General features: G+C 58.2%; 21 protein-coding genes and 2 tRNA genes. 7 read left to right on the top strand and 16 right to left on the bottom strand.

Features of this window, described 5'->3' with window-relative positions; translation table 11 throughout:
• Nucleotides 1-9 precede the first annotated feature (9 nt).
• Together LOY55_RS10495 and LOY55_RS10490 are read right to left on the bottom strand one after the other, a co-directional pair.
• The gene (locus LOY55_RS10495; protein ID WP_223524894.1) at nucleotides 10-672 is read right to left on the bottom strand and encodes a phage regulatory protein/antirepressor Ant; all 663 of its coding nucleotides are present in this window, start codon (nucleotides 670-672) and stop codon (nucleotides 10-12) included.
• A gap of 630 nt (nucleotides 673-1,302) precedes the next feature.
• Nucleotides 1,303-1,373 (bottom strand) — tRNA-Val (locus LOY55_RS10490).
• Between the two features lie 51 nt (nucleotides 1,374-1,424).
• Here LOY55_RS10490 and LOY55_RS10485 point away from each other — a divergent pair.
• The 5 genes from LOY55_RS10485 (at nucleotide 1,425) to LOY55_RS10465 (ending at nucleotide 6,666) form a co-directional block, all read left to right on the top strand.
• A complete protein-coding gene (locus LOY55_RS10485; RefSeq protein ID WP_223524892.1) occupies nucleotides 1,425-2,381 on the top strand; it encodes a site-specific integrase in 957 nt (318 codons plus the stop codon).
• Between the two features lie 525 nt (nucleotides 2,382-2,906).
• Nucleotides 2,907-3,140 carry a hypothetical protein gene (locus tag LOY55_RS10480; protein WP_223524890.1) on the top strand — a complete coding sequence of 78 codons (234 nt, stop codon included), beginning with the start codon at nucleotides 2,907-2,909 and terminating at the stop codon, nucleotides 3,138-3,140.
• A 295-nt stretch (nucleotides 3,141-3,435) separates the two neighbouring features.
• A protein-coding gene (locus LOY55_RS10475) for an IS3 family transposase (protein ID WP_408980969.1) occupies nucleotides 3,436-4,616 on the top strand; the annotation gives its coding sequence in 2 pieces (ribosomal slippage) (nucleotides 3,436-3,703 and nucleotides 3,703-4,616; 1,182 coding nt in all).
• Between the two features lie 419 nt (nucleotides 4,617-5,035).
• A protein-coding gene (locus LOY55_RS10470; RefSeq protein WP_408980969.1) for an IS3 family transposase occupies nucleotides 5,036-6,216 on the top strand; the annotation gives its coding sequence in 2 pieces (ribosomal slippage) (nucleotides 5,036-5,303 and nucleotides 5,303-6,216; 1,182 coding nt in all).
• Nucleotides 6,217-6,453: 237 nt separating this feature from the next.
• The gene (locus tag LOY55_RS10465; RefSeq protein WP_309475399.1) at nucleotides 6,454-6,666 is read left to right on the top strand and encodes a hypothetical protein; all 213 of its coding nucleotides are present in this window, start codon (nucleotides 6,454-6,456) and stop codon (nucleotides 6,664-6,666) included.
• Between the two features lie 57 nt (nucleotides 6,667-6,723).
• On the opposite strand, the gene LOY55_RS10460 is transcribed toward LOY55_RS10465, so the two are convergent.
• Together LOY55_RS10460 and LOY55_RS10455 are read right to left on the bottom strand one after the other, a co-directional pair.
• Nucleotides 6,724-7,041, bottom strand: a complete 318-nt coding sequence (locus tag LOY55_RS10460; protein WP_223524072.1) for a hypothetical protein — start codon at nucleotides 7,039-7,041, stop codon at nucleotides 6,724-6,726.
• Nucleotides 7,042-7,044: 3 nt separating this feature from the next.
• Entirely contained in the window at nucleotides 7,045-7,299 is a 255-nt protein-coding gene (locus LOY55_RS10455; RefSeq protein WP_223524069.1) for a hypothetical protein, read from the bottom strand.
• Nucleotides 7,300-7,863: 564 nt separating this feature from the next.
• Here LOY55_RS10455 and LOY55_RS10450 point away from each other — a divergent pair.
• Entirely contained in the window at nucleotides 7,864-8,088 is a 225-nt protein-coding gene (locus LOY55_RS10450; RefSeq protein WP_008028259.1) for a hypothetical protein, read from the top strand.
• 194 nt (nucleotides 8,089-8,282) lie between these two features.
• On the opposite strand, the gene LOY55_RS10445 is transcribed toward LOY55_RS10450, so the two are convergent.
• Nucleotides 8,283-8,359: transfer RNA gene (locus tag LOY55_RS10445), tRNA-Val, on the bottom strand.
• 183 nt (nucleotides 8,360-8,542) lie between these two features.
• Here LOY55_RS10445 and LOY55_RS10440 point away from each other — a divergent pair.
• Nucleotides 8,543-9,826: an FAD-binding oxidoreductase gene (locus LOY55_RS10440; RefSeq protein ID WP_109785858.1), complete on the top strand. Its 1,284-nt coding sequence runs from the start codon at nucleotides 8,543-8,545 to the stop codon at nucleotides 9,824-9,826.
• A 120-nt stretch (nucleotides 9,827-9,946) separates the two neighbouring features.
• Here the strand turns inward: LOY55_RS10440 and LOY55_RS10435 are convergent, their stop codons facing one another.
• The 11 genes from LOY55_RS10435 to LOY55_RS10385 all read right to left on the bottom strand — a co-directional run bounded on the left by LOY55_RS10435 (nucleotide 9,947) and on the right by LOY55_RS10385 (nucleotide 22,715).
• Nucleotides 9,947-10,918, bottom strand: a complete 972-nt coding sequence (locus LOY55_RS10435; protein WP_223524066.1) for an XdhC family protein — start codon at nucleotides 10,916-10,918, stop codon at nucleotides 9,947-9,949.
• 1 nt (nucleotide 10,919) lies between these two features.
• A complete protein-coding gene (locus LOY55_RS10430) occupies nucleotides 10,920-12,155 on the bottom strand; it encodes a cytochrome c (RefSeq protein WP_223524063.1) in 1,236 nt (411 codons plus the stop codon).
• A gap of 2 nt (nucleotides 12,156-12,157) precedes the next feature.
• Entirely contained in the window at nucleotides 12,158-12,697 is a 540-nt protein-coding gene (locus LOY55_RS10425; protein ID WP_109785861.1) for a (2Fe-2S)-binding protein, read from the bottom strand.
• Nucleotides 12,690-15,521: a xanthine dehydrogenase family protein molybdopterin-binding subunit gene (locus tag LOY55_RS10420; RefSeq protein ID WP_109785862.1), complete on the bottom strand. Its 2,832-nt coding sequence runs from the start codon at nucleotides 15,519-15,521 to the stop codon at nucleotides 12,690-12,692. The genes LOY55_RS10425 and LOY55_RS10420 overlap by 8 nt, the downstream gene beginning before the upstream one ends.
• A gap of 217 nt (nucleotides 15,522-15,738) precedes the next feature.
• Nucleotides 15,739-16,371 (bottom strand): RraA family protein, encoded by a 633-nt coding sequence (locus LOY55_RS10415; protein WP_109785863.1) that lies wholly within the window; start codon nucleotides 16,369-16,371, stop codon nucleotides 15,739-15,741.
• Nucleotides 16,362-17,144 carry an IucA/IucC family C-terminal-domain containing protein gene (locus LOY55_RS10410; protein WP_223524060.1) on the bottom strand — a complete coding sequence of 261 codons (783 nt, stop codon included), beginning with the start codon at nucleotides 17,142-17,144 and terminating at the stop codon, nucleotides 16,362-16,364. The genes LOY55_RS10415 and LOY55_RS10410 overlap by 10 nt, the downstream gene beginning before the upstream one ends.
• Nucleotides 17,141-17,932, bottom strand: coding sequence for an ABC transporter ATP-binding protein (locus LOY55_RS10405; RefSeq protein ID WP_046026871.1), 792 nt, complete (start codon nucleotides 17,930-17,932; stop codon nucleotides 17,141-17,143). The genes LOY55_RS10410 and LOY55_RS10405 overlap by 4 nt, the downstream gene beginning before the upstream one ends.
• 12 nt (nucleotides 17,933-17,944) lie before the next feature.
• Nucleotides 17,945-18,976 (bottom strand): iron chelate uptake ABC transporter family permease subunit, encoded by a 1,032-nt coding sequence (locus tag LOY55_RS10400; protein WP_223524058.1) that lies wholly within the window; start codon nucleotides 18,974-18,976, stop codon nucleotides 17,945-17,947.
• The gene (locus tag LOY55_RS10395; RefSeq protein ID WP_223524055.1) at nucleotides 18,969-19,958 is read right to left on the bottom strand and encodes an iron ABC transporter permease; all 990 of its coding nucleotides are present in this window, start codon (nucleotides 19,956-19,958) and stop codon (nucleotides 18,969-18,971) included. Before LOY55_RS10395 ends, LOY55_RS10400 begins: the two co-directional genes overlap by 8 nt.
• The gene (locus tag LOY55_RS10390; RefSeq protein WP_223524053.1) at nucleotides 19,955-20,878 is read right to left on the bottom strand and encodes an ABC transporter substrate-binding protein; all 924 of its coding nucleotides are present in this window, start codon (nucleotides 20,876-20,878) and stop codon (nucleotides 19,955-19,957) included. The genes LOY55_RS10395 and LOY55_RS10390 overlap by 4 nt, the downstream gene beginning before the upstream one ends.
• Nucleotides 20,868-22,715: an IucA/IucC family siderophore biosynthesis protein gene (locus LOY55_RS10385; RefSeq protein ID WP_223524050.1), complete on the bottom strand. Its 1,848-nt coding sequence runs from the start codon at nucleotides 22,713-22,715 to the stop codon at nucleotides 20,868-20,870. The genes LOY55_RS10390 and LOY55_RS10385 overlap by 11 nt, the downstream gene beginning before the upstream one ends.
• Between the last annotated feature and the right edge of the window lie 2 nt (nucleotides 22,716-22,717).

The raw sequence follows: 22,717 nt of genomic DNA, 5'->3' as shown, positions 1-22,717 counted from the left end.
CTTGAACACTCACAGCGAGGCTCCGATATTAAATTCAGCCAAACGGGCAAGGCCTTTCGGGGTGACCAATGGATCGAATGCCGCGCGCTCTGCGCCGGTTTCAGGGTCTGCCTTCAGGGAGGTGACTTTGTGGACCATGTAGCCGGAAGTGATTCGTGGCTGGTACGCGGTCCAGCGACCAGAACCGGTGCGGCGAAATATCCAGCGGTGCCGCTCCATCCAGGCGAAGAGCTTCGAAGGTTGGACTTGCAGATGCTTTGCCGCGTCGGTGATGCAGATCGCGCCGCCAGCAGCCGCCAGACGCTTGATAGCCGCGACCTTCGGCGCCTGATCGAGGATGACCAAACGAAGCGACTGGTTGTCCTTGGCTTGGTCGGCGGCAGCCTGCAATGCTTCGGCGTAAGTCGCTGGAATCTGGAAATGGCCAACCTGTGCTTCCAGCTCCTGCCAGCGATCAATGATCCGCGCTCGCAGCTCGACGCTGTAGCCCGACACCACTACGAGGGTGTCTCGTTGAGATAGCAGGAACTCGCGATAGACCTGGCCGTTCTGAGGATGGACATAGGGGGTGTCGTTTGAAGAAACGACACCCTTTGCAGCAAGTGCCCGGACCGTTTTTAGAACATTGTCATGCGTGCTGCCGGTCAGCTCGGCGATTTCGCGTGACGACATGGTGTGTCGCGACACGTTTTGCGATACCCCTAAAAGTGTCGCGACATGGCGGGTAGCGGGCCGCCCTTCGGTGGCTTGTCCTGACACCCGGTTTGCCCCGGAGATTGGCTCCCGATGCGGAAGACTTCTGCACCGCGCAACGCGGCCCCCTGCATTACCCATTCAATTGGTGGCCACTGCCTGCCCAGTGAGCGAGCGATAGGAGGATGACCATCATGAAATAGACCATAACCAAACGATCACTGCATCTGTGAAAGGCCCGAACGTCCACGGGCCTTTCTTTTGCCCAGCGTTTATCCGTCAGCACTCTCCCCTGCGCCCAACGGCAACCAGCAGACGGGCCGAGTGCTGACGAATACACGCAACCCCACACCGAGGGATCAGCCATGCACAGGAGTACATCCAGGCGCTGATGGGGCATGCGGACGAGAAGATGACGAAGCACTATCAGGAGGGGCACGACGAAAAGAAGATCGAGTACCTGGAGGTGGGCGCCGAGTTGGCGTTTTGAGTGGGGGTTTTGCAAAAGTTTTGCAAAAGTTTTGCAAAAGTTTTGCAAATCGCAGAAAGCAAAAATGGGTCACCGTTTCCGGTGACCCCTCTAGACCGCCCAGCAGAGCGGATTTTGTTTGGTAGGCGCGATTGGACTCGAACCAACGACCCCCACCATGTCAAGGTCTGCTTGAGCAAGCTGCAAGCCTTGGTGCTCAAGGGTTTCACAGAACGCCCATTCACACTATGAGGCGTCAAAAATGGCCAACTTCCGCTTACTGCCGTCCGGCAACTGGAACGCTCAGGTACGGGTAAAGGGTAAAGCTCCACAGTCGAAAACCTTCAGCACCAAAGCCGAAGCAGAGTCATGGGCGAGCCAGGTCGAAGCTGTGACGATGGATCGCAAGCACCACACCATCTATACGTTGGGCATGACCTACTGCGAAACCATGCTCAAGGGGAAAGGAAGCTACGACCACGCACTGAAGATCGTGGAGCATCTGGGTAAGCACTTCACACAGCCCATTCATGAAATCACGCCGCAGATGATCAATGACTTCAAGATTATGCGATTGCAGAAGGTGAAGCCGTCCACGTGCAGAACGCAGCTCGCATTCATGTCGCGGTTCTACCAATTCGCCAAACGCGGGTTACTGATCGACATTCACAACCCAGTGAGTGATATCGCGCTTCCAAAACCCGACCGGTCTTCTGACAAGGTAATCCGTGCGAGCGAGCTTGAGCTGTTGCTAGCGAAACTGTCTCCCACTATGAAACTCATTGTTGAGCTGGCCTACGAGACTGCAATGCGGCGCTCTGAAATCTTGAAACTGACGCGAGACTGCCTGCACCTCAAAGACCGCATTGCCGATGTGATCGATGGAAAGAACGGCACACGATCCGTTCCCCTTACCCACCGAGCTGTTGAGATTCTAGAACTCGCCCAACTGTGGGCCACTGTGGAACGCCACCCAAATGGAGTGTTATTCCCCGTCACTCCACACGCCGTATCTCAGGCTGTGCGTCTGGCGCGTGTAAAGGCTGGACTCGATAGCAGCGTCAGACTGCACCAGCTCAGGCACACCAGAATCACAAACGTCGCCAAGAAGGGCTTCAACAACGCACAGATCATGATTGTCTCAGGTCACCGGGATACACGATCCGTTGCCCGGTACTCCCATTTGAATGTCAGGGATGTTCTGCACCTTATTGATTGACACTCCGGATGGGCCGCCAGCCTCGAATAACCGAAAGGTTGGCGGCCCCAAAAACTCGTTAGGAACCATCGATAAAGGCGTTTGGCAGGCTCAAGAGAACGCATAGATCTGTACTCAGCAAGTCTTTCACTCCATCCGTAAGACTGTCATCACTCAGCTTGTAAGGGCGGGCGTGCAAGGTATGTTGAATGCAGAGTTGGTGGGGTATGAAACGGGAACCTGAGATCCGATGTGTACAGTCATGGGGCAAGTGCAGCACAGAAACTGGAGGTGATATCCAAACTCCCGACCGTACCTAACTTGCCAAATTGATTCCCGAAACAGGCGTTGCCGAAAACTTACCCGTTCATCGGAATCAAAGGCCCTTACGTTGACCACCTGAAAAATGCGACTAGTGTTACATAATCAAAAGAGGAGGTTTCCTATGGAAAGTAGATGACGCTAATAGCTTAACGCTCAGGGAACCGCATGCGTCATGCAAATCCGATATATGAGCGTATAGCAAATGGTTTTGAGGTGCTCCTGATGAAAGCTCTGGCTTCCGTCGTCAGCTCTGTTGTTGAAGCATTCAAACATAACCCGCGCTACCTTGTTGTCGTCATCGCCACTCTGATGCCGATTATCATCTTTTATGAGCTGCCTAAAATGGCGTCTCAGCCAGTGCAGGTATTTGTTTTTTTTGTGACTTTCTCGTTCGCCTCCTTGCTGTATCTTGGCTGGATGGTCACTCGTGTTCTTTCTGACAAGAAAGGAAATTAGTTTCATCCCCCTTATATCCTACTTACGCTCAGAGGAGGGGATTTACCCCTCCCTCTGAATGGATAGGTTTCCGGAACACAAGTAAAATTAGAAACTATGTACTCCGCCCCCGCCTTGTCCGAACTTATGCCACTCCCATTACAGTAGATTGAATCAGTCCGGGCGACTGGTATATCGTCTGTTCCCGCCACTCTCGTGCATCTCTTTTAGACCGCAGCTCCAGCGAACAGCTGTAGTGGTCTAATTTCCCCGGACACCTCGATAGGTGGAGAATGCATCTATCGAGGAGTTTTTCATGACTGGCAAACGCAGGGCATTCGACGACAGCTTCAAGCTGCAAGTCGTAAAGATGATCAAGGACCAAGGACTGGCCGTTCCGCAGGTCTGTCGCGACCTGAATATTGGTGAGACCGCCGTCCGGCGCTGGGTACAGCAGTACGAGGCTGAACAGCTGGGAGAGGCCGGAATCGGCAAACCGTTGACGGCTGAGCAACAGCGCATCCGGCAGCTGGAGCAGGAAAACCGCCAGCTCAAGATGGATAACGATGTATTAAAAAAAGCCACCGCCTTCTTTGCCCGCGAGCTGAAGTAACGTATCGCCTGGTTCGTCAGCTGCAACAGAAGGCTTATTCGGTGGCGTATGTCTGTCGGCTGCTGGGTATCAGCCGATCCGGTTTCTACGAGGCCAACAAGCGTGCTGGAGCGCCAGCCTCGATTTGTCCCGTGACTGTGCAACTCAAGGCGTCGTTTGCTGCGAGTGGCGGCAGCTATGGCAGTCGCCCGTTGCGTAAAGCGTTGCGCGCTAAGGGTATGGAAATAGGCGTTTATAAAATTCGTCGCTTGATGCGCGCCAACGGTCTGCGTTCGGCCTGGAAGCGCAAGTTTGTGCACACGACCGATAGCAACCACGACCTGCCGATCGCTGAAAATGTGTTGAATCGTCAATTCGAACCCGCGGCGGTGAACAAGGCTTGGGTGGCGGACATTACCTATATCCGGACCCGTAGCGGCTGGCTGTACCTGGCCGTGGTACTGGACTTGTTCTCACGCAAGATCGTGGGTTGGTCCATGGCCCCGAACATGCCTGCCGAGCTGGTGTGTAGTGCCATGCAACTGGCAGTTGCTCAGCGTCAACCGCCACTTGGTCTGATCGCTCACTCGGATCGCGGTAGCCAGTACGCCAGCGCGAGCTACAGGGCGCTGCTGACAAGAAATAACATGCAGCAAAGCATGAGCCGTAAAGGTAACTGTTGGGACAACTCAGTGATGGAGCGCTTCTTCCTGAGTTTGAAAATGGAGCGGGTATGGCGGCGCGATTACGCCAACCACGCCGAAGCGATACGTGACATCACTGAATACATCGTTGGGTATTACAACAACGAGCGGCTGCACTCAAAACTGGGATATCTGCCACCGACCGTTTACGAACGGGCAATGGCGTCGAAACCACCTATCGAGGTGTCCGGAATTAATTGACCACTGCAAGCCACAACCAATAAGGAAATGCCCCAAATACCGTACCCATTGGGAATCGATGCAGAGGAAAAAGCCCGCTCAGCACGCCAACCAATGCGACACAAGCGATGAACAACCACCCCCTGTATCTTCTTTCATTAGCGAGCCTCAGTTGAGGAAAAGGGAAATGCACCATCCAGCAAAACTGATGTTAGCCGTATTTGAAAGACGCAATTCACCGACAAATGTCTAGAAGATATGTGAAAAAGGCCACGCATGGTGGCCCTTGGGAGGTGGTGGCAAATATCTAGATCGGCGGATGGTCAACCCAGTGAGTGCCATCAAAACGTTCCAGTCGCAGCTCGGTAACCGACACTGTAGTGGTCTAATTTCCCCGGACACCTCGATAGGTGGAGAATGCATCTATCGAGGAGTTTTTCATGACTGGCAAACGCAGGGCATTCGACGACAGCTTCAAGCTGCAAGTCGTAAAGATGATCAAGGACCAAGGACTGGCCGTTCCGCAGGTCTGTCGCGACCTGAATATTGGTGAGACCGCCGTCCGGCGCTGGGTACAGCAGTACGAGGCTGAACAGCTGGGAGAGGCCGGAATCGGCAAACCGTTGACGGCTGAGCAACAGCGCATCCGGCAGCTGGAGCAGGAAAACCGCCAGCTCAAGATGGATAACGATGTATTAAAAAAAGCCACCGCCTTCTTTGCCCGCGAGCTGAAGTAACGTATCGCCTGGTTCGTCAGCTGCAACAGAAGGCTTATTCGGTGGCGTATGTCTGTCGGCTGCTGGGTATCAGCCGATCCGGTTTCTACGAGGCCAACAAGCGTGCTGGAGCGCCAGCCTCGATTTGTCCCGTGACTGTGCAACTCAAGGCGTCGTTTGCTGCGAGTGGCGGCAGCTATGGCAGTCGCCCGTTGCGTAAAGCGTTGCGCGCTAAGGGTATGGAAATAGGCGTTTATAAAATTCGTCGCTTGATGCGCGCCAACGGTCTGCGTTCGGCCTGGAAGCGCAAGTTTGTGCACACGACCGATAGCAACCACGACCTGCCGATCGCTGAAAATGTGTTGAATCGTCAATTCGAACCCGCGGCGGTGAACAAGGCTTGGGTGGCGGACATTACCTATATCCGGACCCGTAGCGGCTGGCTGTACCTGGCCGTGGTACTGGACTTGTTCTCACGCAAGATCGTGGGTTGGTCCATGGCCCCGAACATGCCTGCCGAGCTGGTGTGTAGTGCCATGCAACTGGCAGTTGCTCAGCGTCAACCGCCACTTGGTCTGATCGCTCACTCGGATCGCGGTAGCCAGTACGCCAGCGCGAGCTACAGGGCGCTGCTGACAAGAAATAACATGCAGCAAAGCATGAGCCGTAAAGGTAACTGTTGGGACAACTCAGTGATGGAGCGCTTCTTCCTGAGTTTGAAAATGGAGCGGGTATGGCGGCGCGATTACGCCAACCACGCCGAAGCGATACGTGACATCACTGAATACATCGTTGGGTATTACAACAACGAGCGGCTGCACTCAAAACTGGGATATCTGCCACCGACCGTTTACGAACGGGCAATGGCGTCGAAACCACCTATCGAGGTGTCCGGAATTAATTGACCACTGCAGCCCTCACGCCCATCAGGGGTGTAGGTTTTGGAAGACGTTGCACAGCCACTCAGAACCACCGCGACAGCACAGCTCAAGACAATAAGGCTCAGTTTCATTCGGACTTCCTTGGCGCTCTACGTGAGTTAATCCGCAGATTGTAGTTGGTTCTCCATGAGCACAAACAGATTCACCAACCAATCTCGAATCGAGCTACGATCTTCTTTCAACTCAATCAAGGACGACCCAATGGCGACAGCAACGAAACGATGGCCGACGCATTGGAGCTACTTCTTCTCAACCAATATGTTATCGCTGCCGGGCTTAGAAGTGGCGCTGTGGATCGAGGCACGCGGCTCTGTCGATACGCACGGCAACATCACCACCGCATTGGGAACGCTAGATTTGAATGCAGACGCCATCACCACTGCTATAGAGAAGCTGCGTCAACATTATCAGTAGCAAAAAAACCAGATGGCCAGATGTGAAAAACCCCACCGAGGTGGGGCCTAAAGCTTTTTACTTCTGGAACCGCAACAGCCCCTCCAAGAGAGGGTTTGTCGCGCTTTTCTTCCACTCTACTGGCGGCGCCTCACTGATTGACACGAAAGCTTCATAGGTGGAGATACCGGCGGTAGCAGCGGCAGCATCAATGCTGTCACGGGCATATTTGACAGCAGCCTCTCTCGAAGTGCCAGCCACGTATACCACCGTCCACAGCGTTGTGAGCTTGTGCTTCGTGAAGTGTTTTTTCTTCAGTTCTTCATTGAATTTGGTGCGAGCTGTTGAGCTGACGCCGTTATCCAAATCGACCGTTACGACTGCATGAAAAGGCATGATTCACTCCCCCCGTGCTTTGTTGGACTGAGACACGACCGAGCCTGCAAGGGTCTTCGTCTCTTCGCTGTACTTCTCACTCTGAAGTACCCGCCCTGCTTTCGCCTCCATCTCAGCACTCGTTTGCTTTCCAGTGCTGGTTTGGGCCAGCGTGGAGGCTGCGAGACTTTTGGCAATTTTAGAGGCATGCGGATCGCGGAGGGTTTCAGAGGCCAGCTTGGCCGACTTCGATGAGGACTGCTTTTTATTACTAGGCATGACGTTTTACCTTTGTAGCAAAGGATAGATTTGTCAGCCCCAAGGATTACCGGCCAGCAGAGAACCGTTGACGATCACGTCAATGTTTGGCTCAATGCAGTCCCCCTAGGGCTAACGTAATCGCTACTGTTTAGCTTTAGTTGGTGCGGATGGTTGTGTTCTAAGTTGTGGAGACCGAAGCACGACCATTCGCAGACTTTTCTAAGTACCTCGTTCGAGGTCAGCAGCTAACGGCAAACCCCTACATGTAGGGTTTTTTCGCCGCCGAGATACAAGATAATGCGTTTCACAGGGTGTTGCAACGTACTACCTGTGGATAAACCTGTGCGTAAATTGTGTGTGAAAGATGGAACGAGCGTGTAGGCCGCGACCTAGCTGGAGCGCACCGTTTTTCATTGATTTTCAGCGATTGAAAACAGTCATTCGGATTTTTAAGGGCGAGAACCCTATCTCAAAATTCCGCTGTATATAGTTGCGAGCCAAGACCCTTTTAGAACCACCGTTTACCGCTCAACCTGATGATGGCAAAGTAACCCAACTCTAACCACGCAGGAAGCAAAGACAATGAAAGACATCGTGATTACCGTAGTGAATTTCTTCGCCTGGGCAGGAATCATCGTTGCAACGGTTGTGGGGTATTTCGCAATGAAGGGCAACTACGAGTACATCGGCGCCCTGATTGGCTTCGCCGTAGGCTGCCTAGGCTCTGGAGTGTGGTTTGTACTTTCAGCAATCCATCAGAATATCCAAACCATCCGAGATATTGCCATCAAGCAGTCGCAGGGCTGATTACTACTTTCAACACCCCACCCCCACCACCCCAAAGCAGAATCCCACCCGAAAACGAACTGATATCGGCGTTCACATTGCCCAGTGCGAACGAACCCGATATTTTGTGAACGTTCTGAAGAAATCCAAGACAACAAAAAAGGGCCCACCTTTCGGTGAGCCCCTCTAGACCGCCCAGCAGAGCGGATTTTGTTTGGTAGGCGCGATTGGACTCGAACCAACGACCCCCACCATGTCAAGGTGGTGCTCTAACCAACTGAGCTACGTGCCTGCTGTGAGGCGGCATTCTACGGAATTCCGGAGGGGTGTCAACACCTTTTTTCGAGCTAACCCTATGAATATGCAAAATATTTAATTTTGCTGCCGTGAAGCAGAATTTCCGGTGGCTGGCGGTCGATTTTTAACTCGGGTAGGATCAATGCACTCGTAAAATATATTAAACAGAGGCAGCAGGATGGCGAACATTCCCTACCCAGAGTCCTATTACGCCGCATCGGCCAATGCGGTCCCGCCGCGTCCGGCCTTGCAGGGCGAAGTAGAGACCGATGTCTGCGTAATTGGCGCCGGCTACACCGGCCTGTCCTCTGCCCTGTTTCTGTTGGAGAGCGGTTTTAAAGTCACGGTCCTGGAAGCGGCCAAGGTGGGTTTTGGTGCGTCGGGCCGTAACGGCGGCCAGATCGTCAACAGCTATAGCCGTGACATCGACGTGATCGAGCGCAGCGTCGGCCCCAAGCAGGCTCAACTGCTGGGACAGATGGCGTTCGAGGGCGGTCGGATTATTCGTGATCGGGTCGCCAAATATAATATCCAGTGCGACTTGAAGGACGGCGGCGTGTTCGCGGCCATCACCGCCAAGCAGATGGGTCATCTGGAATCGCAGAAGCGTCTGTGGGAACGTTTTGGTCACACGCAGCTTGAGCTGATGGATCAACGCCGCATCCGTGAGGTCGTGAACTGCGATCAGTATGTCGGCGGCATGCTCGACATGAGTGGCGGGCACATTCACCCGCTCAACCTGGTGCTGGGCGAGGCAGCGGCTGTTGAGTCGCTGGGCGGCACGGTCTATGAGCAGTCGCCAGCGGTGCGCATCGAGCGCGGCGCCAATCCGGTGGTGCATACGCCACAGGGCAAGGTCAGGGCCAAGTTCATCATCGTCGCCGGCAACGCTTATCTCGGTAATCTGGTGCCGGAACTGGCGGCCAAGTCGATGCCTTGTGGAACCCAGGTCATCACCACCGAACCGTTGGGTGACGAATTGGCGAAAAACCTCCTGCCACAGGATTACTGTGTCGAGGACTGCAATTACCTGCTCGACTATTACCGCCTCACGAGCGACAAGCGGCTGATCTTCGGCGGCGGCGTGGTGTATGGCGCGCGCGATCCGGCGAACATCGAGGCGATCATTCGGCCGAAGATGCTCAAGGCGTTCCCGCAGCTCAAGGACGTGAAAATCGACTACGCCTGGACGGGTAACTTCCTGCTGACCCTGTCACGCCTTCCGCAGGTCGGACGACTGGGGGACAACATTTACTATTCCCAAGGCTGTAGCGGTCATGGCGTGACGTACACGCACCTGGCAGGCAAGGTGTTGGCCGAAGCGTTGCGCGGTCAGGCCGAGCGTTTCGATGCGTTTGCTGATCTGCCGCACTATCCGTTCCCCGGCGGACAATTGCTGCGCACACCGTTTGCGGCGTTAGGCGCCTGGTACTACGGGCTGCGGGACAAATTCGGGTACTAAGCAACACTGCAATACTTTGTCGAAGCGAGCCTGCTCGCGATAGCGGTTTTCCTGTCAGAGATTCATAGCTGACACACCGCTATCGCGAGCAGGCTCACTCCTACAAGAAGAACCGGGGGGTCAGAGTCGATCCCGCGCTATCCCGCTGCGAATCCGCAGGATGTCGGCGAGTACGGCGAGGGCGATTTCAGCGGGGGTTTTGCTGCCCAGGTTCAGGCCGATGGGTGCATGAATCCGCGACAGCTCCAATTCCCCCAAACCACCAATCCGACGCAATCGCTCGAAGCGCTTTTGCGAGGTTTGCATAGACCCCATCACACCGATGTAAAACGCCTCGGTGCGCACAGCTTCCATCATTGCCAGGTCATCGATGCGCGGATCGTGGGTCAACGCCACCACCGCGGTGTCGCTGTGGCAGCCGCCGTCAGCGATGAATACCGAGGGCAGTTGACGACGAATCTCGACGTTTTCAAGCACCACACCGTCGAGCACCTCGTCGCGCGGATCACAGAGAATCACTTCGAAACCCAGCCCGATGGCAAACTCCGCGCAGGCCTGAGCGACCGAGGAGTACCCCGCCAGCAACAATCGCTGTGCCGCACCAATGCGCACGCGCACCCGATCGATCTCACGCTCGATTCGCACACCCTGCTCGCGATCATCGAACAGACTGCGCGCACCATTGGCCAGATCGATCTCGCGGATCAGTCGACGCTGCCCCAGCAGCGCCGACTCCAGCTCCCGCAGGTGTGCCTGAACCTCGCAATCGGGCTCAAGCTTCTCCACCAGCACGTCGAGCACACCGCCACAGGGCAAACTCACCCGGGAGCGCGGATCGTCGCCCTCGCCATAACGGACGACGCTGACCGCTTCAAGGAACGCCCCTTCGGCGACTCGCTCGAGAAAATCCTCCTCGACACAACCGCCCGACAGCGAACCGATCCATTGCCCGTCGGTGTTCACCGCCAGCAGCGAACCCGGCGCACGAGGCGCCGAGCCGTAGGTGGCAAGCACCGTACAGAGCCAAAGGCGCTTTCCGGTCGTCGACCACTCCAGCGCCCGGCGCACCACTTGCAGGTCGAGATGCTGCATGTCAGTGCGCCTTGTGCTCGAGCGGCGGCGCATCGGCGCGCAACGTCTGCACATCATTGACCGCCAGATCACCAGCCTGACCACCCCACGCTTGACGCAGGTAGTTCAGCAGATCAGTGAGTTGCTCGTGACTGAGCTTCTCGGCAAACCCCGGCATCGGTTGCATGTGTTCGAACCCGGAAAACTTCTGCTCACCAATACCGTCGTCGATCACCCGGACCAGGTTGCGCGGATCTTCCAGGCGCAGCGTGGTGTTGCCCCGCATGGCCACGGCAATGTGCGGCTTGCCTTCGCCACCGACAGCGTGGCAACCGGCGCAGACGTTGAGGTATTCCTGCCGCCCCCGCTGGGCACTTGCCGTGAGTTTGTCCAACGACATGTCTGTCAGCACTTTCGCCGCCGGTGGTTGATCGCCGAGCAGGAAGGTCGCCATCGCCGCCAGGTCCGGATCTGTCAGGCCCTGGGTGCTGTTGTGAAACACCGGGAACATTTCGTTGAACATCGTGCCCTGGGCGCTCATGCCGTGCTTGAGGAACGAACTCAGGTCCTGATGATTCCAGCCGCGAGCCGCCAGGTCATTGGCCAACAGGCTTGGCGCCAGATAGCCATTGAGCAGGCCGCCCGTCATACGTTTGTCCTGCTGCATCGCCCCCGGTAAACCGCGTGGGGTGTGGCATTCGCCGCAGTGGCCGAGCACGTCGACCAGATACTGGCCACGCTTGAAGGCGTCACTTTTGCCTTCGGTGGGCGCCAATTTCACGTCCTTGCCGTAAAGCATGTTCCAGCCCATCAGACCGAGGCGCACGTTGAATGGAAAGTTCAGGCTGGTGACCGGGGCTGCACGCTCAATCGGCTCGATGGTTTTCAGGTACGCATGAATCGCATCGGAATCTTCACGCGGCATCAAGTGATACGAGGTGTACGGCATCGCCGGATACAGGTTCGCGCCGTCGCGACGCTTGCCTTCGGTGAGCGCGGCAAAGAACTCGTCATCGTTGTAAAGGCCGATGCCGTGCTCTTTGCTCGGGGTGATGTTGGTGCCGTAGATCGTACCGAACGGCGAGACAATCGGCAGACCGCCCGCATACGGCGCGCCACCCGGCGCGGTGTGGCAAGCCATGCAGTCGGCAGCGCGGGCGAGGTATTCGCCGTGCTTGACCTGATCTTCCGCGTGGGCCAGCAACACCGGCGCAGCCAGACCAACCGCCAACGCCAGGCGGGAAAGTAGTTGCTTCATGCTTAACCCTCCTTGACCAGGCCGAGATCGGTCAGCACGTTGCGCGTCGCGCTGTAGTAGCGCACGTAGCCGGTGCAGCGGCAGATGTGGTGACCGAGGCTGTCCTCGATGACTTTTTCCAGTTGGCTTTTGACGATGGGCTGACGCTGCAGCTTTTCCACCAACACCGTCGCGGCATTCACAAAACCGGGGGCGCAGTAGCTGCACTGGAAAGCGAATTCATCGACGAAACGCTGCTGGATCGGGTTCAGCTCAGTGACGTTCCCTTCCTCGTCACGTTTCGCATGGCCTTCGATAGTGCGTACTTTTTTGCCTTCGAAGTAATGCGCGCCGGTGATGCAGGTGCGCACTTCTTCGCTGGTGCCGTCCGGGTTGTCGACGATCACCACACAGGCGTGGCAGATGCCCTGACCGCAGCCCAGGCGCGAGCCGGTGAGGTTCTTGTATTCGTGCAAGTAGTCGATCATCGGCAGATCATCAGGGATGTCCACCGGGCCGACGGATTGACCGTTGAGGGTCAGTTGAAGCGGACGGTTAGCCATTGAGGGCCTCCTTGATGCGAGCAGAAGTGATAGGCAGGTCGCGGACCCGTTTACCGATGGCGTGCGCCACGGCGTTACCGATGGCACCGACCACCGGGATCATCACCACTTCGGCAATGCCCTTCGATGGATCGCTCGGCGACAACGGCGGCAGGATTTCAGCTGTCTGCTTCCACACCGCAACGTGGCGCGCCATCGGCAAGCGGTAACGGTTGAAGTTCCAGTCACCCTCCCCCGGTCCGCCTTCGTACAACGGCATCTCTTCCATCAACGCATGGCCGATGCCCATGGCGATCCCGCCTTCGATCTGGCCCCTGACCAGTTCTTCCACCAGCACCCGACCGCACTCGACCCACGAGTGATGATCGAGCACCTGCACTTCGGCCGAGCCCTTGTTCACTTTCACTTCCACCAGCGTCGCCACCGGGCTGTAGTAAGTCACGGCCGCGTTGTTCAACTGAGTGTCCGGGTAATGCACATTCTGGCGATCCAGCAGGTGGAAACCGGCGCTGTTCATTTGCGCCTTTTTCACGCTTGGAGCGCCGTCGCCATACTTGACAGCCAGGGCGTCGAGCGGCAGACGCTCACGCACGCCGTCGATGCTGAACTCGGCCTCGGCCCAGCTCCAGCGGTTGAAACCGTGCACGGTCGCGCCAGTGACCAAACCCTTCTCATGAGCGTGCTTGGCCAATTGCTCAAAGCCCAACGGCTGCATGCCGTTGGCGGTGAGTTTGCCGTCAACCCAATGCGCATCTTCGCGACGCACCACGTAAGGGTTGGCCGAACCGCCGTAAGGGCCCTGACTCCAGATCTGCAACGCCGCCGGCCACAAACCGTGGTTGAACAGCACGCGTGCCGCTTCACGGGTGGCGTGGCTGAAGTAGTACGCAGAGTTGGTCGCCGACGACGCCGAGGCAATCTTGCCGACCCAGCGCGGATTACGCAGCAAACTGTCCTGCTCGGCCTGACTCATGATGTACGGGTTGCCGCCGCTGATGAGCTGCAACTCCTTCCATTCGGTCTCGCCGGTCTTCACTTCAGTCGCCGCGATGCCGAGGAAATCGGCCACGACCAAGGCTTGAGAAGTGGACATGCCCGTGCCGATTTCGATACCGATGTGGCGCAGGGTGATATGCCCTTGCGCGGTGAATTCGATACTGGCCATCGGCGCTTCGGAACCGGTGCCGAAGTCTTTCTGGCAGATGGCAAAACCCACGCCATACCAGTTATCCGGATCCTGCGCTTCGCGCTGCTTTTTGATCGCGTCGCGGTTTTTCCAGACTTCGTGCACGGCGGCCTTGTCGAGAATCTCGTGCAAGCGCAAGGCACCCGCCGGCACCGCGCCCTGGGTGTTTTTCATGCCCGAGACCATGGCGTTTTTCTTGCGCAGGTCGATGGCATCGATGCCGAGGCGATCGGCAATTTCGTCGACCATCATCTCGGTGGACGCCATGCTTTGCAGGGTGCCGTAGCCACGCATCGAACCGGCTTCAACGGCGCGAGAATGGTAGGCCGTGACCTGCAAATCGTTCTGCGGCATGTAGTAGATCGACTGCGCCGCCGTGGCGCCAACCGCCGCCACCGATGGGCTGTAGTTGACTCGCCCGCCGCCGTCGACGCTCATCTCGGCGCGGAAAATCTTGAAGCTGTGATCGGTCTTGTCCACCGCCAATTGATAGCGGATATCGAACGGGTGACGCTTGATGCCGCTCTGGAACTGCTCATAGCGATCGTTGGCCAGGCGCACCGGCACACCCGCGCCGTACAACGCCGCGAGGGCCGCGTAGTAGACGAAAATGTTGTGGTCCTTGGAACCGTAGCCGACGGTGTAGCCTGGGTGCATGTTCAAGTGCGCCAGACCGAAGCGAGACGGCGCGATCATCTTCGCGGTTTCGGTCGCGGTTTCCAGCGGGCATTGAGTGGCGACAACGAAATGCAGGGTCTTGGTCGCCGGGTCGTACCAACCGTTGCCGTTGTCCGGCTCCATCGCGGCGGGTTCGATCGATGGGGTTTTGTAGCGCTCGTCGAACACCAGCCAGTTGTCCGGCGGCGTGTCGATCTGCTGTTTCATGCGATCAGCGTAGAACAACCCGCGCTCGGTCAGGTTGCCGTGCAGGTTCGGTTGAGAATTCCACACCGGGCGACGGTTTTTCAGCATCGGAAACAGGATCGAGTCCTTGAGGCTGGCGAATTCGTCTTCGTCTGCCGAGGTCTTGCCGCCCACACGCACGTAGCGGAAGCTGCCGTAGGGATCGCCTTCGTAGAACGGCACTTGGGCGCCGTAGCGAATCGCTTTGTCATTGAATTTGAGTTTGGCCTTGGCCTGGCGAAAACGCTCGAAGTCGTTCCAGATCAGGATCGCCACCGGATGACCGATGAACATCGGCACCTTGCCTTCCGGCAGCAGCGGATCAGGCGCGTGATCTTCCGGAAAGGCGATACCGTCTTTCTCCAGGTCGGCGGCGGTGACGATGCGGTCGGGCTGCAATTCGGCGCCAAGCCACGACAGGTCCATGCCCGCGTAGATGCGGTCGGCCTTGATGGTTTTCAGCAGCATGGCGTGGCCTTGTTGCTGTGGCCAGCCCGGCATGTCCTTGGCGCGGATGTCGCGGGCAAAGACTTTGCTGCCGCAGACCTTCGACAAGGCATCGTTACGCGTGCGTGCCTTGCCGTTGTTGCCGAGCCATTGCTCGGAGGGCACGGTCACGCTGTTTTCCATCAAGGCTGCCAGCGCCTGGCTGCTCAGTGGCGTGAGCGTCACGCTCACACCCGCTACCAGCCCGCCCTGAAGGAACGAGCGCCGGGATATATCACGGTTGGACATGGATCATCCTCTGGGCGGTTATGGGCCCGCCCTTCTGGTTATGTACTGGAAATCTCGAGTCTAGCGGAAGCCCTTTTTGACGATTCAAAGGGCTGAGTTTGACAGCGCAAAGCTGACCGAAAGGTTAAGTTTATAGACTAATGCCATTGCGGCAAACAAAAAACTGACCGGCGAATCAAAAAACCGCGACTGTTCGACGCAGCAAATCGATGATGCCTTAGGACAGGCGGGCGTCCAGTCTGAGCAGGAACTCCGCGCGGCGGCGTTGATCGGTTTCTTCCTTGGTGATTAATTCGGGCAGCAGTTCGGCCGCTCGCCGGGCATCGAGAATGTAGACGCCGTCATCGTCGCCAATGACCAAGTCCCCTGGCTGCACCCGAACCTCGCCCACCTGGATCGGCTGATTGACTTCACCCTCGGCGCCAATACCCCGAGTGGTGAACGCACTGACGTCGCGACAAAACACCGGCAACCCATGAAGACGCAAGGCGCCGACATCAGTAACCGCGCCCGATACCACCACCCCGGCCAGTCCCTTGATCAAGCCGGCCAAGGTCCGAAGCTCACCCCAGCAGCCGCACTCTGCGTCGCCCACACATTCGATCACCAGCACGTCGCCAGGCTCACTCAGCAGCAACGCTTCACGCAAAATGCTGCCGTCCGGTGGGAAAACTTTGACGGTGACCACATTGCCGACCATGCGGATATCGTTGAACAGCGGCTTGATTCCCCGCAGAAAGCCGCGGTCGGAAAAATGGCCTATCGTGGACGACGGGATTGCCCGGTACTGGTCGATCAACTCTGGACTGACGAGCTGCTGGCGAGGGCTTATCTGGTAACTCATCGGCATTTCCCCGGACGTAGCAATGGGCAGGTCGAGCAGTATTCAGCGGGCTCGGTGGCCAGGTAGTAAAAGCAGCAGGTTCGGCGAAAGCGAATGCTGCGCTGCCCGTCGTCCACCAGCGTCGGTGGTCGGCGGAAGTGGCTCAGCGGGTTGTAGTCGAGGCCGAACAGTGCGGGATCGGCTTGGGTCAGCAGCCACTGGAAGTCCGCTTCATAACGCGCCCGTATCGATGGATCGTCGATTTTCGCCATGCGTTTTTCATACAGCGAATAAACGCGCACGGCGGTGTTTTCCCAGAGGATGCGTCGGGAAACACCGGTGACCCGATTGAAGGTTTGCCACAACGGCTTCAGCAGTCCCGCGAACAGTCCCTGCACCAAGGCTTCCCTCCAGGCATCGCGTTCATTGATCCCATACGTCAGCGGCTGGCCGTGATGCAGCGGCATCGAAGACGTCCACAACCCGTCATCGTGACCGTATTCAATCACCGTGTTGTCGAGCGTCAGCAACAACCCTTTGTCATACACCGACATCGCATACAAGCAGGCGCCGGTCGCCAGGAAGGACAAGCGCTTGCCCAGCAGCGAGGCCGTGATCGCCCGGGTGGGCGAGCCAATCACCGGACCCAGGGCGTCCAGCAGTTGCTCGCACACGTCCTCCTGCAACAAATCCCGGGCCAGCAACGAGCGCAACGGGTCGCGCTCGTCGCCGCCCTTGAGCCGCAAGCCTGCGGACAACACCGCCCACTCCGGCGCCGTGAAATGTCGCGCCAGACTCATTGCGGCAACTCCCGGCCAAACGGAATGCACAGCGGCGTCCCGAAGAACGGATCGGGAATGATCCGGCAATTGAGGTCGAACACGGTTTTGACCAGCGCCTCGGTCAGCACTTCGTCGGGCCGGCCTTGGGCAAACGCGGTCTGGTTGTGCACCGCCACCATATGGTCGGCATAACGACAGGCCAGATTGAGGTCGTGCAGCACCATGATGATGGTTTTGTTTTCCAGCCGATTGAGGTCGCGCAGCAGGTCCAGCACTTCGATCTGGTGCGCCAGGTCGAGAAAGGTGGTGGGCTCGTCGAGCAGCACGATGCCGGTGTCCTGGGCCAGGGTCATGGCGATCCACGCACGCTGGCGTTGCCCGCCGGACAACGCGTCCACCGGTCGATCCGCCAGGGCCTGCAGACTGGTTTGCGCCAGCGCGCGGTTGACCATGGCTTCGTCTTGCGCCGACCACTGTTGCATCCAGCTCTGATACGGGTAACGCCCCAGCGCCACCAACTGCCGGACGGTGATGCCCTCCGGCGCGCTGGGGGTCTGGGGCAAAATGGCCAACTCCCGGGCCACGGCAGCCGTGGACTTTTGCTGAATATCCACACCGTTGAGAATCACCGAACCCTGCTGCGGTTTCAGCAGTCGGGCGAAGGATTTGAGCAAGGTGCTTTTGCCGCAGCCGTTGCTGCCAATCAGTACCGAAATCTTGCCCTGGGGCAGTTGCATGTCCAGCGCGTCAATAATCACCTGGCGCTGATAACTCAGGGTCAGGCCGCGACTTGCAATCGACGTCATACGTTGAATTCCTTAATGACGTTGTTTAATCAACAAATAGAGAAAAAAGGGTGTGCCCAGCACGGCGACAAAAATGCCGGCCGGCAGATCCAGCGGCAAAAACAGCACACGCCCGGCAAGGTCGGCCAGCACCACTAGGTTCGCCCCGACGAGCGCCGCCATCACCGCCTGACCGCCGAAACCCGGGGCCACCAGACGCTTGGCAATGTGTGGCGCAATCAACCCGACAAATGCAATCGCCCCGCCCCAGGCAATCGCTGCCCCAGCCAAGGCCACGCTCACCAGCAACAAACCGGCGCGCAACCACTGCACGCGAACGCCAATGCCCTGGGCCAGGTTGTCGTCCAGTTGTTGCACCATCACCTGCCGGGCCAGCAGCACCAGCAGCGGGCAAATGCCCAACAACCAGCGACCCAGCGCCAGCGGTTCCGGCCAACTGGCACCGTACACGCTGCCGGTCAGCCAGACATAAGCCGACAGGGTCGTGGTCAGCGGGCTGAAGACCAGAATGAAGGTGGTCGCCGCCGTCAACATCGCGCAGACGCCGACGCCAATCAACACCAGTCGCAGCGGTGAAGCGCCCTGTTTCCAGGCCAATAGATAGATCGCCAATGCCGCCAGCCCCGCGCCGAGCATCGCCGCCAGCGGCAGATACTGTTGGCCCAGCGCCACGGAGAAAAACGACAAATACAGCACCGCCGCCGCACTGGCGCCACTGGTGATACCCAGCAGGTCAGGGGACGCCAGCGGGTTGCGGATGATGCTTTGCAGAATCAGCCCCGACACCGACAGCGCCGCCCCCACCAACGCTGCCAACAGCATGCGTGGAAAGCGCAGTTGCTCGACGATGAACGTCAGGCTGGCGTCCTGGCTCCAAAGCAAAATTCGCAGCACCTCCAGCGGCGACAGCATGACTTTGCCCAGTGACAGCGAACCGAGCATGATCAGCACCGTCACCATCAACGCCGCCAGTAACCGCCACAACGTGATGACGTTGATCCGCCGGGAAAACCCGCTGCGCCGCCAGGTCAGGACCTTATCCATAACGACCTCCACGTCGGGCCAACAGAATAAAAAACGGTGCGCCGAACAACGCCGTCATCACGCCCACCGGCACTTCCTGAGGCAGGATCAACACCCGCGACAAGGTGTCCGCCAGCAATAGAATAATCGCGCCGAGCAGCGCACACCCCGGCAGCAACCAGCGATGATCGATGGACAACCCCTTGCGCACCATGTGCGGCACCAGCAAACCGATAAACCCGATGCTGCCCGCCAATGCCACGGCACTGCCCGCCAGGCAGACCACCAGCACGCTCATCAATAGCCGGATCAAACCGGTTCGCTGGCCCAGGCCGGTGGCAATCTCCTCGCCTGCGTTGAGCACGTTGACCTGCCCCGCCAGCAACATCGCGCCGAACAGTCCGAGTACGCCACACAGCAGCAATGGCGCGGCGACCGACAGGCTGCGCTCCGTCAACGATCCCGCCAGCCAGAACAGCACGGTGTCCAGCCCATCCTGATTGACCACCAGCAACGCCTGGCTGAAGGCAGAGAACAAAGCCGCCATCGCCGCACCCGCCAGCACAATGCGCAGCGGGCTGAGACTGCCCTGGCCCATGTTGCCGATCAGCCACACCAGACAACCGGCCACGGCCGCGCCCATGAACGCGCACCACAGCCAGGCATCCGGGGACGACAGGGAAAACAGCGAGGAACCCAGAATGATAAAAAACGTCGCGCCGGCATTGATCCCGAACAACCCGGGGGACGCCAGCGGATTGCGCGTCAGCGCCTGCATCAAGGCCCCCGCCACTGCCAGACTCGCGCCCACGGCCACTGCCATCAAGGTGCGCGACAGGCGCGTAGTGGTCACCAGCACATGACTGACGCTCAGCGGATCGGGATGCGCAAACGCCGCCACAATCTGCGACAACGGAATCCAGGTCGCGCCGACCGCCAGGCTCAGCACGCAACTCATCAGCAACACGACACCGGCAATCCACAACTTCAAACCATTGCTCATGAGGCCGCGTCCGCCGTGACCAGCCGCGCAACGTCATCGAGCATCAGGTTCGCCCCCAAAATCCCCCCGGACAGGTTCCAGGTCACCCCGTCGACCCGCCACACTTGCCCCTGTTGTGGCGCACGCATTTGCTGCCACAGCGGATGCTGCACCAGGTGTTCATAGTTTCGCTGCACTGCCGGCTTCTCCGCGCGCATGAAGACAAAGAAAATGTCGGCATTCACCACCGCCAGGCTCTCCTTGCTGGTGAGTTTGATAGATGTCCCACTCGCTGCCCGACTGGCCTCACTCCAGTCGAAACCTAGCTCGGTGATCACCGAACCTGGAAAGCTGGCCGGCAAATAACTGCGGATATGGTCTTCACGGACATCCAGAATCGACACCGTGGGCGGCCAGCGCCCGGCAAACTTCTTCTGCAGTTGTTGGCGCAGTTGCGCCATACGCAGCTGCCAGCGGGCCAACACTTCGTCGGCCTGCTGCTGGCGGTGCAAGGCGACGCCCATCAATGCCAGGGTCTTTTTGAACTCGAACACTTCCTCCACCATCACTACCGGGGCGATCTGCTTGAGCAACGGTGCGATGCGTTCATGGCGAAAGCGCGAGGCGAAGATCACGTCCGGCTTCAGCAGCGCGATGTCCTCAAGACTGGGCTGGGTTTCCAGCCCGACATGGGGCGCCGGCTCCAGCGTCGAACGCAGATAGCGATAGGTCGGCTTTTCGCTCCAGGAATCGACGATGCCGCACGGTATGATGCCCAACGCCACGGCGCTGTCGGTGGCGCCCTGAAACAGGGTGATCACCCGCAGCGGCGCGGCGTCGGCTTGGGCCCACGCCGATGGGGTAAACCTGAGTGCAAGCACGCCCAACGACAGGCGCAGCAGCGTGCGCCTGGAGGGATGGCAATGAAGGTCAGGCTTCACGATGCAACCGGTGGAAAGGGTTCACCACCTGGCCTTTACCGAACGGCATGCTGCCGGGACCGCCCGCCCGCTCGATCATTGGCGTGAGCAGCAGTTTCTGTGGCCAGTGAGGGGCTTCGAACAATTGCTGCTTGATCATCGCCCGGGCTTCAGTGTCGAACTCGATAGTGTCAATCAACTCGTTCAGCACTTCGCCCATCGCCGTCCACAAGGTACTGGCCGGCAGCGAGTAAACCTGCGCCAGCGTATCGATGATCGCCCGGAAGTTGACCTGGATCCCCAGTGTCTGCAACCAGAACAACAGGTCTTCGGGACGCTCGTGATACAGCGTGTTGGCGTGCCCTTTCTTGAGCCGGTACGCCGGATCGGCCAGGCCATTGCGTTCCAGCCACGGCACGTAAATGCGCAACGAATCGTGATCGCGCAGCAACAGCCCTTGGGCGTAGCCGGCCTTCCAGACCAGCACCGCGTTCTGCCCGTGAACTTCACCGAGCATGCCGATGCGGAACATCCGCAGGTTGATCTCGAAGAAGCTGTGGCACAACTCGCGGAACAGCGTCATCACCGACGCGGTGTTGGCCGGCAGTTGACGGTAGCCCATCCAGTCATCGAAAAAGTGCTGGTTGTTGCCGGGCAATGGCGTGCCGAGGGCCGCCATGGGCACCAGTCGGGTGTCCGCCTCTTCGAGCAGCGCCGAAGGATAACTGCGAACCATGGCCGCCAGATGACGCGGCGCTTCGTCGAACAGTGTCGCGTGCGGCGGCATGAACGCCCACCACTTGGTTTCATCGCACAGGTGCAGGGACTGTTGCAGCGTCTGATCCTTGCCCAGTGCCCGGCGCAACAGCGCTTCACTCAAACCGCCGTTGATCATTTTCACCGCAGGCAGGTAACGCGAGGCACCCAGCGAATAGATCGCCATCGGTAACTTCAGGTAATCAGCGCTGTTGAAGCAGGGGGTCATCGAACGCAACGATGAGGTGGCGAAGAAATCGCCGTCGGTGAATTTCAGTCGCTGGCAGTCGCCCTTGGCGAAAGCATCGCCGAGTTGCGCCTCCAGTACATGGTCGAACTGCCATGGGTGCACCGGCAGTGCGATGTGGCTCTGGGCGATACCCCGTTGTAGCAGTTCTTTTTGCAGGTCGGCCTGCAACGCCGGCGGCAACAGGTAGCGGGCGGGATAGCTCTGCTCCAGGTCCACCACACCGTCGCCGCATTGCAGCAGCGCGCGGTCGATCGCGACCCAGTTCAGCGCCACTGGCTGGGCGAATTCCGCTTGATACTGCTGATATTCCGCGTCATCCAAACCTTGCTTGGCTTTGGCCAGTGGATGGTAAGGACGATCACGCAGCGAAGCCCACTGCTCCATGGTCAGGAAAAAATCCGCGTTACTTTTTTCCAGCAAGCGCTGGCTGTCGACCCGATGGGCCAATGACATTTCAGTTTGGCGAACGCTGGTGCGCAATACATCAAGGAACAGCGCAAAGCCCTTTTCATTGTCCTCGTAGCGATCGGTCATTCCGGCCAACACTTGGGTCATGAACGCTTCAGGCGACAGTTCTGTCAGTTGCCCATTCTCCCGACCCACGACGGGCGTACCCGGTACCTTTTCCCATTGCTGAGTGATGCCGGGGCGCAGTGCCACGAAGATCGAAGACTGCGGCGCACTGTGCCGTTCCCAAATGCGCTGCTCGGCGCTCAATCCGCTGAACGGCTGATCGACCGATGACGAGGGCGCCATCAGGTTCAGCGGTTCGGTCCCGAAAAAATGTTCGGCCAGCAAGCAATCGACCAGATCCTGCATCACCCTGTCGGCGGCCATCGTGGTGAAGTTCATCG

It is taken from the genome of Pseudomonas sp. B21-040 (assembly GCF_024748695.1).
Classification (GTDB): Bacteria; Pseudomonadota; Gammaproteobacteria; order Pseudomonadales; family Pseudomonadaceae; genus Aquipseudomonas.
Note: the sequence above shows the minus strand (reverse complement) of the source record. Positions and strands in the feature narration are given on the sequence as shown.

Bases quoted from the DNA above. Each gene is read 5' to 3' on its own strand.
- LOY55_RS10495 (WP_223524894.1), bottom strand. From the start codon at position 672: ATGTCGTCACGCGAAATCGCCGAGCTGACCGGCAGCACGCATGACAAT.
- LOY55_RS10485 (WP_223524892.1), top strand. From the start codon at position 1,425: ATGGCCAACTTCCGCTTACTGCCGTCCGGCAACTGGAACGCTCAGGTA.
- LOY55_RS10480 (WP_223524890.1), top strand. From the start codon at position 2,907: ATGAAAGCTCTGGCTTCCGTCGTCAGCTCTGTTGTTGAAGCATTCAAA.
- LOY55_RS10465 (WP_309475399.1), top strand. From the start codon at position 6,454: ATGGCGACAGCAACGAAACGATGGCCGACGCATTGGAGCTACTTCTTC.
- LOY55_RS10460 (WP_223524072.1), bottom strand. From the start codon at position 7,041: ATGCCTTTTCATGCAGTCGTAACGGTCGATTTGGATAACGGCGTCAGC.
- LOY55_RS10455 (WP_223524069.1), bottom strand. From the start codon at position 7,299: ATGCCTAGTAATAAAAAGCAGTCCTCATCGAAGTCGGCCAAGCTGGCC.
- LOY55_RS10450 (WP_008028259.1), top strand. From the start codon at position 7,864: ATGAAAGACATCGTGATTACCGTAGTGAATTTCTTCGCCTGGGCAGGA.
- LOY55_RS10440 (WP_109785858.1), top strand. From the start codon at position 8,543: ATGGCGAACATTCCCTACCCAGAGTCCTATTACGCCGCATCGGCCAAT.
- LOY55_RS10435 (WP_223524066.1), bottom strand. From the start codon at position 10,918: ATGCAGCATCTCGACCTGCAAGTGGTGCGCCGGGCGCTGGAGTGGTCG.
- LOY55_RS10430 (WP_223524063.1), bottom strand. From the start codon at position 12,155: ATGAAGCAACTACTTTCCCGCCTGGCGTTGGCGGTTGGTCTGGCTGCG.
- LOY55_RS10425 (WP_109785861.1), bottom strand. From the start codon at position 12,697: ATGGCTAACCGTCCGCTTCAACTGACCCTCAACGGTCAATCCGTCGGC.
- LOY55_RS10420 (WP_109785862.1), bottom strand. From the start codon at position 15,521: ATGTCCAACCGTGATATATCCCGGCGCTCGTTCCTTCAGGGCGGGCTG.
- LOY55_RS10415 (WP_109785863.1), bottom strand. From the start codon at position 16,371: ATGCCGATGAGTTACCAGATAAGCCCTCGCCAGCAGCTCGTCAGTCCA.
- LOY55_RS10410 (WP_223524060.1), bottom strand. From the start codon at position 17,144: ATGAGTCTGGCGCGACATTTCACGGCGCCGGAGTGGGCGGTGTTGTCC.
- LOY55_RS10405 (WP_046026871.1), bottom strand. From the start codon at position 17,932: ATGACGTCGATTGCAAGTCGCGGCCTGACCCTGAGTTATCAGCGCCAG.
- LOY55_RS10400 (WP_223524058.1), bottom strand. From the start codon at position 18,976: ATGGATAAGGTCCTGACCTGGCGGCGCAGCGGGTTTTCCCGGCGGATC.
- LOY55_RS10395 (WP_223524055.1), bottom strand. From the start codon at position 19,958: ATGAGCAATGGTTTGAAGTTGTGGATTGCCGGTGTCGTGTTGCTGATG.
- LOY55_RS10385 (WP_223524050.1), bottom strand. From the start codon at position 22,715: ATGAACTTCACCACGATGGCCGCCGACAGGGTGATGCAGGATCTGGTC.